The sequence below is a fragment of the Methylobacterium sp. WL6 genome (assembly GCF_008040095.1).
Taxonomy (GTDB): domain Bacteria; phylum Pseudomonadota; class Alphaproteobacteria; order Rhizobiales; family Beijerinckiaceae; genus Methylobacterium.
Window position 1 is genome coordinate 1 of the sequence record NZ_VRVH01000015.1, and the last position, 13,190, is coordinate 13,190.

Below are 13,190 nucleotides of genomic sequence, written 5' to 3' on the forward strand. Positions count from 1 at the left end.
CGCCCGCGAGGCGGCCCGCGCGGCGATCACCCGGCAGGCCGAGGCGCTGGTGCGCGACGACGCCGCCACCGCCTACGCCCAGGCAGCCCCGGCGATCCAGGGCATGTTCCCGACCGCCGACGTGTTCCTCGGCATGGTGCGCAACAACTACCGGCCGGTCTATCGGCACCGCACCTTCGTGTTCGGGCAGATGCAGGACCTCGGCGACGGGGCGCTCTCGCAGGACGTGGCGATCCAGGACGAGGACGGCGTCGACTGGACCGCCGTCTACAGCCTCGAGCGCGGCGCCGACGGAGCGTGGCGCATCAGCGGCTGCCGGCTGGTCAAGGCCGAGGGCACGAACGCCTGAACCCGCCTCGGCGGTCTTCGACACGCCCGACCGCATCGTGTAGAGGGGGCGCCTTCCCCGGAGGCCCCCGTGCTGCACGTCTCGACCCGCGGATCCGCCGCGCCGCTCTCGTTCTCCGATGCCCTGCTCGCCGGGCTCGCCCGCGACGGCGGCCTCTACGTGCCGGAGGCGTGGCCGACCTTGTCCGCGAGCGAGATCGCGGGGCTGGCCGGCAAGCGCTACGCCGACGCCGCCAAGCTGGTGCTGCGCCCCCTGATCGACGGCGAGATCGCGGATGCCGACCTCGACCGGATGATCGAGGAGGCCTACGCCACCTTCCGCCACCCGGCGATCTGCCCGCTGACCCAGCTCGACGACAACCTGTTCCTGCTCGAGCTCTTCCACGGCCCGACGCTCGCGTTCAAGGACGTGGCGATGCAGCTGCTCGGGCGGCTGATGGACCACGTGCTCCGCGCCCGCGGCAGCCGCGCCACCATCGTCGGCGCGACCTCGGGCGACACCGGCAGCGCCGCGGTCGAGGCCTTCGGCGGGCTGGACCAAGTCGACATCTTCATCCTGTTCCCGCACGGCCGCGTCTCGGAGGTGCAGCGCCGGCAGATGACCTCGGTCGACGCGCCGAACGTCCACGCGCTCGCGGTCGACGGTAACTTCGACGACTGCCAGAACATGGTGAAGGCCATGTTCCAGCACGCCGACTTCGCCGACGCGGTGAAGCTCTCGGGCGTCAACTCGATCAACTGGGCCCGCGTCGCGGCGCAGGCCGTGTACTACTTCACCAGCGCGGTCGCGCTCGGCGCGCCGCACCGCAAGGTGTCGTTCGCGGTGCCGACCGGCAACTTCGGCGACGTGCTGGCCGGCTGGGTCGCCAAGCGCATGGGGCTGCCGATCAAGCGCCTGATGATCGGCACCAACGCCAACGACATCCTGGCGCGCACGCTCGAGCACGGCGTCTACGAGCTGCGCGGCGTCCAGGCCACGACCTCGCCCTCGATGGACATCCAGATCTCGTCGAACTTCGAGCGGCTGCTGTTCGAGGCGCTCGATCGCGACGCCGCCTCGCTCGGCCGCCTCATGTCCGGGCTCAAGCAGTCCGGCGGCTTCAGCCTCGACGAGGGAGTGCTCGCCAAGGTGCGTGCCGAGTTCGACGCCACCGCCGTGTCGGAGCCCGACGTGATGGACGAGATCGCCCAGACCCACGCCGCCACCGGGCACGTGCTCGATCCCCACAGCGCCATCGGCGTGCGGGCCGCCCGCCGCCTGCTGCGGCAGGACCCGGCGACCCCGGTGGTGGCGCTGGCGACCGCGCACGCCGCCAAGTTCCCCGATGCGGTGAGCCGCGCCACCGGCGGCCTTCGCCCCGCCCTCCCCCCGCATCTCGCCGACCTGATGGACCGGCCCGAGCGCATGACGCGGGTCGGCAACGACCAGGCCGCGGTCGAGGCCCTGATCCGCGACCGCGCGCGCATCACGAGGGGCGCATGAACCAGCACTTCGCCACCCACGCCGCCTCCCCGGGCCTGCGCATCACCACCCTCGACAACGGCGTCACCGTCGCGACCGAAGCGATGCCGGGCGTGGCCACCGCGACGCTCGGCGTCTGGGTCGGGGCGGGATCGCGCCACGAGCGCCCGGACGAGAACGGCCTGAGCCACCTCATCGAGCACATGGCGTTCAAGGGCACGCGCACGCGCTCGGCCCGGGCCATCGCCGAGGACATCGAGAACCTCGGCGGCGAGATCAACGCCGCGACCTCGGCCGAGGGCACGAGCTACACCGCGCGGGTGCTCGGCGAGGATGTCGGCACCGCGCTCGACGTGCTCGGCGACATCCTGACCGATTCCGTGTTCGACGCGGGTGAGCTCGCCCGCGAGAAGGGCGTGATCCTGCAGGAACATGCCGGGATCGAGGACACGCCGGACGACGTGGTCTACGACGCCTTCACCGAGGCCGCCTTCCCCGGGCAGCCGATCGGTCGCCCGATCATCGGCCGGCCCGAGACCATCCGGAGCTTCGACGAGGCCGGCATCCGCGCCTACCTCGCCCGCGAATACACCCCCGACCGCTTCGTGGTCGCCGCCGCCGGCGCCGTCGAGCACGAGGCCTTCGTCGCGTCGGCCGAGCGCCATTTCGGCGCCATGCCGAGGTCGAGCGCGCCCGAAGCGATCCCCGGGACCTATGCCGGCGGCGAGCGGCGCATGCCGAAGAAGCTCGAGCAGGCCAACGTGGTGATCGGCCTGCCCGGCCTGTCGTTCCGCGACGACGCCTACTACGCGCTGCACATGTTCTCGCAGGTGCTCGGCGGCGGGCTGACCTCGCGGCTCTGGCAGGAGGTGCGCGAGACCCGTGGCCTCGCCTACGAGATCCAGGCGTTTCACTGGCCGTTCTCCGATTGCGGGCTGTTCGGCATCGGCGCGGCGACCTCCGGCGCGGACCTGCCTGAGCTTGTCGAGGTGACGCTGTCGGCGACCGCGCGCGCGGCACGCGACCTCGACACCGTCGAGATCGCCCGCGCCAAGGCCCAGCTGAAGGTCTCGCTGCTCTCCGCGCTGGAGACGCCCGGCGGCCGGATCGAGCGCAACGCGCGCCAGATCCTCGCCTGGGGCCGCGTGATCCCGGCCGAGGAGGTGATCGCCAAGGTCGACGCCGTCACGGTGGACCACGTGCGCGCGGCCGGCCTCGCGGTCCTCGCCGGGGCGCCGACGCTCGCCGCCATCGGCCCGATCAAGAAGCTCCCGTCCCTCGACCGGATCACGGCGGTGCTGCGCGCCGCCTGAGCGAGACCGGGGACGACACGCCCGCGCTGCGACCGAAAACTTGTTTTGGCCGCAAAAGCGGGCGATCCCCGGCCCGGACGATCGCGTATGCCAGCGGTGGGTGACGCCGGCCGCCGGGCCTCTGCCGCCTTGCTCCAGGTTAATCCCGCCTCTACCACTGCGCGGAACCTGAGCCGTACTCGCCGCCGTACCCGGCCGGAACACTCGCCCGTTGCGCATCCTCGCCCTTTATCTCGCACTCTTCTGCGGCCTTCTGCTCAGCGGTTCCGCTCGGGCCGTGGAGGCGGTGCGGGTCACCCTCGACGCGCCGGTGATCGACCTGACGACGGCGATCGAGCGCTACCGCTCGGACGGCGACCTGATCCAGATCTCGACGGCACCGGGCAAGGACGGCATCGTCCGCCGCATCGTCGTGAAGGCGCGCGATGCCGGCGCGCGGCCCGACTGGATGGTGTTCGCGCTCACCAACGACACCGACGAGCAGATCGAGCGCATCCTCGTCGCGCCGCATTTCCGGCTGGTCGATTCCGGCGTGGTCTGGCCCGATCTCGGCGGCTCGCGCATCGCGGCGATCACCGCGAGCCAGGGCATCCGGCCCGAGCGCAACGAGAACCCGGAAGCCGACGAGTTCGTCATCACCCTCGATCCCGGCACGACGATCACCTACGTCGCCGAGCTGCGCGGCCCGAACATCCCGCAGGTGCACCTCTGGGATCAGGACGCCTACCGCAAGAAGGCCGCCGGCCTGACGCTCTACAAGGGCATCATCATCGGCATCAGCGGCCTGCTGGCGCTGTTCCTCACCATCGTCTTCGTGGTCAAGGGCGCGATCATCTTCCCCGCGGCGGCCGCGCTTGCGTGGTCGGTCCTCGCCTATGCCTGCATCGATTTCGGGTTCCTGCAGCGGGTCTTCCCGGTCACCGAGCTGGCGGAGCGGGTCTACCGCGCCTCGGCGGAGGCGGTGCTGGCCGCGACGCTGCTGGTGTTCCTGTTCGCCTACCTCAACCTCTCGCGCTGGCACGTGCGCTACAGCCACGTCGCGTTCTTCTGGCTGACCTTCCTGGCAGGGCTTGTCGGCCTCGCCCTGTTCGATCCGCCGGTGGCGGCGGGCGTCGCGCGCATCTCGATCGCCGCGGTCGCCGGGGTCGGGCTGCTGCTGATCGCCTACCTCGCCGCCCATAACGGCTACGACCGCGCCATCCTGCTCGTCCCGACCTGGACGCTGCTCGTCGTCTGGGTCACGGCCGCCGGCTTCGCGGTGACCGGCCAGATCGGCAGCGAGCTGACCCAGCCGGCGCTGATCGGCGGCCTCGTGCTGATCGTCATGCTGATCGGCTTCACGGTGATGCAGCACGCCTTCGCCGGCGGCGGCCTCACACACGCCCTCGTCTCCGACACCGAACGGCGGGCGCTGGCGCTCACCGGCGCCGGCGACGTGGTGTTCGACTGGGACGTGCCGGGCGACCGGGTCTTCGCCGGCCAGGAGATCGAGGTCCAGCTCGGCCTCAAGCGCGGCGCATTGGAAGGGCCGGCCGCGAACTGGCTCGGGCTGCTGCACCCGTTCGACATCGAGCGCTACTCGGCCACCCTCGACACCATGATCGAGGAGCGGCGCGGCCGCATCGTCCACGATTTCCGCCTGCGCACCTCGGGCGGGGCCTATTACTGGTACCGCCTCAAGGCCCGCCCGGTGATCGGCAACGACGGCGAGGTGATCCGCATCGTCGGCACCATCGCCGACGTCACCGAGATCAAGACCGCCGAGGAGCGCCTCCTGCACGACGCCGTGCACGACAGCCTCACCGGCCTGCCGAACCGCGAGCTGTTCGGCGACCGTCTCGATGCCGCGATCGCCTTCGCGAGCCAGGACCCGCGGCTGAAGCCGACGGTGATCGTCCTCGACATCGACCGGTTCAAGGGCATCAACGACGCGATCGGCCTCTCGGCCGGCGACTCGATCCTGCTCACGCTGTCGCGCCGCCTCGGCCGCCTGCTGCGGCCGCAGGACACGCTGGCGCGCGTGGCCGGCGACGAGTTCGCGGTCATCCTGTTGTCGGAACGTGATTCGGACCGCATCCTGGCCTTCGCGGAGATGATCCGCCGCGCCATCGCGACGCCGATCACCTATGCCGACCGCGAGATCTTCCTCACCGTCTCGATCGGCCTCGCGCTGCACGAGACCGGCGCCAGCCTCAAGCGCGACGAGGTGTTCAAGAACGCCGAGACCGCGATGGTCCAGGCCAAGCGCGGCGGCGGCGATCGCATCGAGGTGTTCCGCGCCGACATGCGCGCCGAGCGCTCGGACCGGCTGATGCTGGAGAGCGACCTCCGCCGCTCGCTCGAGCGCAACGAGATGAAGGTGCTGTTCCAGCCGGTCGTCCGCCTGGAGGACCGCACGGTGGCCGGCTTCGAGGCGATCCTGCGCTGGGATCACCCCAAGCTCGGGCGCATCCCGCCGGCCACCTTCATGCCGGTCGCGGAAGAGAGCGGGTTCGTCGTCAACCTCGGGATCTTCGCCCTCGAACGGACCGCGCTGGAGCTCGCCGCATGGCAGCGCTCGCTCGAGGTCGACCCGCCGATCTTCGCCTCGGTCAACGTCTCGTCGCGCCAGCTGCTGCGGCACGACCTGCTGCACGACGTGAAGACGGTGCTCGCCCGCTCCGGCGTGATCCCGGGCTCGCTCAAGCTCGAGCTCACCGAGAGCCTGGTGATGGAGAACCCCGAATACGCCGCGCAGATGCTGACCCGCATCCACGATCTCGGCGCCGGGCTCTCGCTCGACGATTTCGGCACCGGCTACTCGGCGCTGTCCTACCTGCAGCGCTTCCCCTTCGACACGATCAAGATCGACCAGTCCTTCGTCCGCCAGATGGCCTCGGGCAAGACGGCGATCCTGCGCTCGATCGTGCGGATGGCCAACGAGCTCAACCTCGCCATCGTCGCCGAGGGTGCGGAGTCCGAGGCCGACGCCCAGGCCTTGGCCGAGCTCGGCTGCGACTACGCGCAGGGCTACGCCTTCGGCGAGCCGATGACGATGCTGCAGGCCCGCCAGCTCGTGGGGGCGGCACCGGAAGCCGCCTGATCGCGGTTTCATCCCCAGGTCGATTGCTCCGGCGTCCCGAACTCTTGCACCCCCGTCCCGTGGTCGCCCTTCGCGTTGAAGCTAAGCTTTCGGCACCCTACGGCTCGATCGCCGGCCGATCCCGCAGAACCATGCGCGGACGGAGGGCCGATGGGGCTGTCGACATCATGAAAAAACTTCTCTTCTCCGCCGAAGGCCGGATCGGGCGCGCGACCTTCTGGAAGGGCATCCTAGGCTCGGTGCTCGGCGCCATCATCGTCGCGTCCGCGCTGAACTACGTGCTGGCCCAGATGATCCCGAACGAGGCCGCCGCAGGGGAAGGCTTCAAGGTCGATGGGCCGGCAGCGATCCCGTTCGTAATCCTGAACCTCCTCACCACGGTCTTCATCGTCTGGTCGTCGGTCTGCCTCGGGATCAAGCGCTACCACGACCGCGACAAGCCCGGCGTCTGGGTGCTGCTCTCGCTCATTCCGCTCGGCAACCTCTGGTACTTTATCGAGACCGGGTTCCTGCGGGGCACGGTCGGCCCGAACACGTTCGGCCCCGACCCGCGCGGCCGCGGCCTCGCGACGTCCGCGGGCCTGTCTCCGGCGATCTGACGCCGCTTGATCGACGCTGCGACGATCCCGAATCGGTGACGTCGCAGCGTTTCCGCGCGACGATGCGCACCCATTTCGGTCGAAGACGGGTGCGCAGCCGAATTTCCTGAGGCGGACGGGCGCCATGCTCGCCCGCCGCCGCCCGGAGGAATCGGCGCGTGACAACCGCGATTTAAGCCTCCCTTAACCATGCCGACGGAAGGTTGTGTGGAGAAATGGCAGGGCGCACGACGCCCCTGCCGCGTGCTGGAGAACGGTGATGGCCGAAGCGGCAAGGCGGTTTCGCGAGACGAGCGGATCCGATGTGGTACGCCGGCTGATCGCGCGCCCGATCCGCCTCGACGCGCCGCGCAGCGCCGCGCCGACCGCGTACGCCATGCCGGCTTATGAGCCGGCCGACGCCCAGCTCGAGGCCGCGTTCGCCACCTCGGAGCACGAGATGGCGGCCCTCGAAGACCTCGAATTCCAGGACGAGACCTTCGAAGGCGAGCCCGAGGAGGACGTCGTCGAGCGACTTCAGGCCGAGATGGCGGTGATGAAGGCCATCCTGATGGCCGAGCGGGCCGAGGCGGCTTCCCTGCGCGCCCGCATGGCGCTGCACGTTGAGCCGGAGCCGATCGGCGCGGAGGCGCGTGCCACCCGCGAGCGCTGGGCCGGCATGGTCGATCGCCTGCTGATGTCCCCGCGCTGATCGCCGCCATCCTCATGACATTCGGGAGACGACCATGAGCGCGCGGTGCTCGCTCGTCGTCAACGGCAAGTCCGTCCGCATCGCCACCGGCGACACCCCGCTCGATGCGGCGGTCGCCGACGGCATGATCGCGACCGCCCAGGCGACCCACGGCGCCGCCGTTCCGGGACAGGGAGCGACTCCCGGGGCGCGCCGCGTCCCGGGCCGCCGCGAGCGGGTCGACCCGATCAAGCTGGCGCTTCCGGCCGGCCCGTCGATCCACGCGCATGCGGAGGAGCCGGCCCCGGCGGTCGCGATGCGCACCGGCACCGTCACCGAGGTCCGCGCGCTCACCGCGCATGTGATCGAGCTCGTCGTCACGGTGAGCAAGGACCTGCCGCTCGGACCCGGCGCCCAGGTCGCGCTCGCGCTCGACGGCGTCGGCCTGCGCACCCTGTGCCCGACGCTGCGCGTCGACGGCTCGGCGGAACTCAACGAGCTGGTGTTCCACCTCGCGCGGGACGAGGACGGCTGGTCGCTCGCCGATTCGCTGCCGCTGCATTCCGAGGTGAAGATTCGCGGCCCGGTCGGACGGGCGCAGTACCGCCCCGGCGGCGGGCGCCTCGTGCTGGTCTCGGCCGGCTGCGGCTTCGGGCAGATCTGGTCGATCGCCCGCGCCGCCCGCTACATCGAGCCGACCCGCGACCTCTGCGTCGTCGTCGGCGCGCGCGATCCGCTGGATCTCTACATGCGCGAGAGCCTGGAATGGCTGCGGGCCACGGGCGTCGGGCGCATCGTGCTCAGCGCCGACCGCAGCCGCCAGCGGCCGCCGGACGTGCGGCCGGGACCGCTCACCGCCCACCTGCCGGCTTTGCGCGCCACGGACGTGGTGCACGTGGCCGGCGACAGCTCGACGGTGGGCGCGGTGCAGGTTCTCGCGGCTGCCGTCGGCGCACGATGCTATCCGGTCCTGGTCGACGCGTAGATCGCCCAGGCGCCCGCCTCGTTCTCGCTTTGCGACACGAGCCACCCTGAGTCTGAGCGGCTGGCGTGTGCAGCGATTCTCTTGAAGGGGCCCGCCCTTCCCTCCCCCCTTAAGCGGGGGGAGGGAAAAACCGCGGCGAGAGGCGTTCCCCTAGACCTGCACCCGCCAGATCTCCTGCGCGTATTCCCGCATCGACCGGTCCGACGAGAACCAGGCCATCCGCGCCGTGTTGCGGATCGCCTTGGCCCACCAGCCGGCCTGGTCCTTCCAGGCGGCGTCGATCTCGCGCTGGACCCGCCAGTAATCGTCGAAGTCGACGGTGAGCAGGTACTGGTCGCGGTGGCGCAGGTCGTCGGTCAGCGGCCGGAAGCGGTTCGGCTCGTCCGGCGAGAACCGGCCCGAGGCGATCATGTCGAGGGCGGCGGCCAGGCGCGGCGAGGCCTGGATCGCGTCGCGCGCGTAGTTGGTCTCGGCGATGCGGGCCTGAACGCCGGCGGCGTCGAGCCCGAAGATGAAGATGTTGTCCGCACCGACATGGTCGCGGATCTCGATGTTGGCGCCGTCGAGCGTGCCGACCGTGAGCGCGCCGTTGAGCGCGAGCTTCATGTTGCCGGTGCCCGACGCCTCCATGCCCGCGGTCGAGATCTGCTCGGAGAGGTCGGCGGCCGGGATGATCGCCTCGGCGAGGCTCACCGAGTAGTTCGGCAGGAACACCACCTTCAGGCGGTCGGCGACCTCGGGGTCGTCGTTGACGGCCTTGGCCACGTCCAGCGCCAGCTTGATGATCAGCTTGGCCTGGCTGTAGCTCGGCGCCGCCTTGCCGCCGAAGATCTTGACGCGGGGCGTCCAGTCCTTGTGGGGCTCGGCCTTGATCGCCTGGTAGAGCGCCACCGTCTCGATGACGTTGAGAAGCTGGCGCTTGTATTCGTGGATGCGCTTGATCTGCACGTCGAACAGCGCCGAGGGGTCGACGTCGATCCCGGTGCGCTCGGCGATGATCCCGGCCAGCGCCTGCTTGCGGCTGAAGCGGGCCGCCGCGTAGCGCTTCACGAAGGCCGGATCCTCGGCGAAGGCGTCGAGCCCGCGCAGCAGGCCGGGATCGTCGAGGACGCCGGGCCCGACCGCTTCCACCGCGAGGCGGGTCAGGCCGGGATTGGCGTTGTGCAGCCAGCGGCGGAAGGTGATGCCGTTGGTCTTGTTGACGATCTTGTCGCCGTCGAGCGCGTGCAGGTCGCGGAACACCGTCGAGCGCATCAGATCGGTGTGGAGCGCCGAGACGCCGTTCACCCGGCGCGCGCCGTGGAAGGCCAGGTGCCCCATCCGCACCCGGCGCCCCTGCGATTCGTCGATCAGCGAGACCGAGGCGAGGTGGGCGGCGTCGTGGCGGCCGTGGCGGCCCTGCTCCTCAAGGTGCATCCAGTTGATCAGGTAGATGATCTGCATGTGGCGCGGCAGCAGCCGCTCCATCAGCTCCACCGGCCAGGTCTCGAGCGCCTCCGGCAGCAGGGTGTGGTTGGTGTAGTTCAGCGTGTTGGTCGTGACGTGCCAGGCATCGTCCCACTGCAGCCCGTGATCCTCCAGCAGGATGCGCATCAGCTCGGGCACGGCGATGGCCGGGTGCGTGTCGTTGAGCTGGATCGCGGCGTGGTCGTGCAGCGAGCGGACGTCTCCGCGCTCGGCCACGTGCCGCCGGACGAGGTCCTGCAGCGAGGCTGAGGTGAAGAAGTATTCCTGGCGCAGGCGCAGCTCCTGGCCGGCGGTCGACGAGTCGCTCGGGTACAGCACCCGCGAGATCGCCTCGGCGCGCATCCGGCTGGAGACCGCGCCGACGTGGTCGCCGCCGTTGAACTGCGCCAGATCGACCGGCGCCTCGCTCTCGGCCTTCCACAGGCGGAGCGTGTTCACCGTCTTTCCCCGCCAGCCGACGACGGGCACGTCGTGCGCCACCGCGAGCACCGTCTCGGCCGGATGCCAGTGCCGGCGGATCACGCCGTCCGAGACCGCCGCCATGGTGACGTGGCCGCCGAAGCCGATCGCGTAGGTCGCGTCCGGACGCACGAACTCCCAGGGGTTGCCCTCCGCGAGCCAGGTCTCGGGTGCCTCGCGCTGCCAGCCGTCCTCGAAGGTCTGGCGGAACAGGCCGTGGTCGTAGCGGATGCCGTAGCCGATCGCCGGGATGCCGATGCTCGCCATGCTCTCCATGAAGCAGGCGGCGAGGCGGCCGAGGCCGCCATTGCCCAGAGCCGCGTCGGGCTCGGCGCCCTCGACGGTGCCGAGGTCGACGCCCAGGCTCTGCAGGGCGGCACGCGTGGTCTCGACCAGGCCGAGATTGTTCATCGCGTCCGACAGGAGCCGGCCGATCAGGAATTCGAGGGAGAGATAGTAGACCCGCTTGTTCGGTACCGACGGGTCTGCGGCCTGGCAGGCGTCGATGATCCGGTCGCGCAGCGCGAGGGCGGTGGCCGCGAACCAGTCGCGCTCCCGTGCCGTCTCGGCAGACTTGCCGATCGCGTAGGCGAGCTTGGCGCGGATCGCTTCGCGGAGGTCGGCGACGGCATCGCCCGAGGCGGGCTGCGCCGGCTTGTCCCACACCTGCGGTTCACGGAACGGCACGGTGCTCGTCCGATCCGGCGCGTCGGATCGCTCGTCGCCGGGTACGGGTGCCAAGATAGCGTCTTTCAGCACGTGCAATCCCCCATCGTCGGCCCCGGCGCGTCTTCGCGTCTCGGGAGCGCCGCTTGCGTTCGTCGGCGGCGATCGACCCCTGTCCCGGATCGACGATCCTGCGGTCGCTCACCGGTCTTGTCGAGGCGTCGCTGGGGCTCCATCCCGTCGATGGCGGCGATCTGATTCGCCTTTGTGTCCTTTCAGACACAAGCACCGTCGCACCGAAACCCGACAGGACTTTGTCACGCCGGTGTTGAACTCCGGGTGAACCGTACCCCCGTCGCCTCCCGCCGGCGAAAACGCTAAAGCCGAGCCTGTCAACTTCGGGGATATCGCTCATGGCCGGCACGGTCTGGTGGAAGCGCGGCACGGTCTACCAAGTCTATCCGCGCTCCTTCCAGGACACGGTCGGCGACGGGATTGGCGACCTGCCCGGCATCACCGCCCGGCTCGAGCATCTCGCCTGGCTCGGGGTCGACGCGGTTTGGATCTCGCCCATCTACCCGTCGCCGATGGCCGACTACGGCTACGATGTGTCCGACTATTGCGGGATCGATCCGCTGTTCGGCACGCTGGCCGACTTCGACGCCCTGGTCGCGGAAGCGCATCGGCGGCGGCTGAAGGTGATTCTCGACTTCGTGCCGAACCACAGCGCGATCACGCATCCCTGGTTCGCGGAAAGCCGCGCGTCGCGCACGAACCCGCGGCGCGACTGGTACATCTGGCGCGATCCGGCCCCGGATGGTGGGCCGCCGAACAACTGGCTCAGCAACTTCGGCGGACCGGCCTGGACCCTCGATCCGGCCACCGGGCAATACTACTATCACGCCTTCCTAAAGGAGCAGCCCGACCTGAACTGGCGCAACCCGGCGGTGCGGACGGCGATGCACCACGCCCTCCGGTTCTGGCTCGAGCGCGGCGTCGACGGGTTCCGCGTCGACGTGATCTGGCACCTGATGAAGGATGCCGGATTCCGCGACAATCCGGCCAATCCCGACTTCTCGCCCGAGCAGCCGGAGATCAACCGCTTCGCCCAGGTCTACTCCGCCGACCGCCCCGAGGTGCTCGACGTCATCGCCGAGATGCGCGCGGTGCTGCGCCCCTACGGCGAGCGGGTGCTGATCGGCGAAATCTACCTGCCGATGGAGCGGCTAATGGCCTATTACGGCCCGGACCTCTCCGGCGCCGACATGCCGTTCAACTTCCAGCTGATCCAGACGCCGTGGAGCGCGGAGGCGGTATCCGACCTCGTCGAGAACTACGAAGCCGCGCTGCCCGACGGCGGCTGGCCGAACTGGGTGCTCGGCAACCACGACCAGCCGCGCATCGCGGCCCGCGTCGGGGCGGATCAGGCGCGGATCGCGGCGATGCTGCTGCTGACGCTGCGCGGCACGCCGACGCTGTATTACGGCGACGAGATCGGCTTGGCCCACGTGCCGATCCCGGCCGACCGCGTCCGCGATCCGTGGGAGCGGAACGAGCCTGGACACGGCCGCGATCCCGAGCGGACGCCGATGCAGTGGGACGGCGAGGTCCATGCCGGCTTCTCGACGGTGGAACCGTGGCTGCCGCTCTCCGGCGATGCGGCAACCCGGAACGTCGACGCGCTCCGCGACGATCCGACCTCGATCCTGACCCTGTACCGGCGCCTCCTCGCGCTGCGGCGCGAGCACGCGGCGCTTTCGGTCGGCGCGTATCGCGGCATCGCGACCGAAGCGGCCGACGTGTTCGCCTATGAGCGGTTCGGCGATGACGGCGCGTTCCGCATCCTGCTGAACTTCGGCGGCGCCTCGCACATGCTGGCCCTGCCCGCCGACGAGACCTGGACGGTGCTTCTCTCGACCCGCGGGCATCGTGGCGGCGATGGCGCGGTCGCTTCCATCGCGCTCGGGCCGGACGAGGGGCTGATCCTGCAGAAGCGCTGAAACCGCGAACCTAAATGCCGCAGTGCAATGCGATGAACCGCGCATTAACGATCTGCCTGGCCTAGATTGTGCGTCGCAGCGGAAACCCGGCGGAGCACGAGGGCGTTGGCAATGTCGAGATCGGCTGCGGATGGAACGG

At 70.2% G+C, this 13,190-nt stretch carries 9 protein-coding genes; 8 read left to right on the forward strand and 1 reads right to left on the reverse strand.

The features are described from left to right. The 7 genes from FV230_RS04080 to FV230_RS04110 form a co-directional block, all read left to right on the forward strand. The coding region (locus FV230_RS04080) for a DUF4864 domain-containing protein (protein ID WP_147841367.1) at positions 1-349 on the forward strand (349 nt) is incomplete at its 5' end. A 69-nt stretch (positions 350-418) separates the two neighbouring features. Beyond that, entirely contained in the window at positions 419-1,831 is a 1,413-nt protein-coding gene (thrC, locus tag FV230_RS04085) for a threonine synthase (protein WP_147841368.1), read from the forward strand. Then, on the forward strand, positions 1,828-3,123 hold the full coding sequence (locus FV230_RS04090) for a pitrilysin family protein (protein ID WP_147841369.1): 1,296 nt from the start codon (positions 1,828-1,830) through the stop codon (positions 3,121-3,123). The genes thrC and FV230_RS04090 overlap by 4 nt, the downstream gene beginning before the upstream one ends. 211 nt (positions 3,124-3,334) lie before the next feature. Beyond that, complete coding sequence (locus FV230_RS04095; protein ID WP_147725207.1) at positions 3,335-6,205, forward strand: EAL domain-containing protein; 2,871 nt, start codon at positions 3,335-3,337, stop codon at positions 6,203-6,205. A 167-nt stretch (positions 6,206-6,372) separates the two neighbouring features. After that, positions 6,373-6,804 (forward strand): DUF805 domain-containing protein, encoded by a 432-nt coding sequence (locus FV230_RS04100; RefSeq protein WP_187275379.1) that lies wholly within the window; start codon positions 6,373-6,375, stop codon positions 6,802-6,804. Positions 6,805-7,108: 304 nt separating this feature from the next. Continuing rightward, a complete protein-coding gene (locus FV230_RS04105; RefSeq protein WP_147841371.1) occupies positions 7,109-7,495 on the forward strand; it encodes a hypothetical protein in 387 nt (128 codons plus the stop codon). Between the two features lie 34 nt (positions 7,496-7,529). Continuing rightward, on the forward strand, positions 7,530-8,459 hold the full coding sequence (locus tag FV230_RS04110) for a ferredoxin--NAD(+) reductase (RefSeq protein ID WP_187274634.1): 930 nt from the start codon (positions 7,530-7,532) through the stop codon (positions 8,457-8,459). 150 nt (positions 8,460-8,609) lie between these two features. On the opposite strand, the gene FV230_RS04115 is transcribed toward FV230_RS04110, so the two are convergent. Further along, on the reverse strand, positions 8,610-11,072 hold the full coding sequence (locus FV230_RS04115) for a glycogen/starch/alpha-glucan phosphorylase (RefSeq protein ID WP_246694727.1): 2,463 nt from the start codon (positions 11,070-11,072) through the stop codon (positions 8,610-8,612). A gap of 392 nt (positions 11,073-11,464) precedes the next feature. Here FV230_RS04115 and FV230_RS04120 point away from each other — a divergent pair, with 392 nt between their 5' ends. Beyond that, positions 11,465-13,051 carry an alpha-amylase family glycosyl hydrolase gene (locus tag FV230_RS04120; RefSeq protein ID WP_147841372.1) on the forward strand — a complete coding sequence of 529 codons (1,587 nt, stop codon included), beginning with the start codon at positions 11,465-11,467 and terminating at the stop codon, positions 13,049-13,051. Positions 13,052-13,190: the final 139 nt, after the last annotated feature.

Bases quoted from the DNA above. Each gene is read 5' to 3' on its own strand.
- FV230_RS04090 (WP_147841369.1), top strand. From the start codon at position 1,828: ATGAACCAGCACTTCGCCACCCACGCCGCCTCCCCGGGCCTGCGCATC.
- FV230_RS04100 (WP_187275379.1), top strand. From the start codon at position 6,373: ATGAAAAAACTTCTCTTCTCCGCCGAAGGCCGGATCGGGCGCGCGACC.
- FV230_RS04110 (WP_187274634.1), top strand. From the start codon at position 7,530: ATGAGCGCGCGGTGCTCGCTCGTCGTCAACGGCAAGTCCGTCCGCATC.
- FV230_RS04120 (WP_147841372.1), top strand. From the start codon at position 11,465: ATGGCCGGCACGGTCTGGTGGAAGCGCGGCACGGTCTACCAAGTCTAT.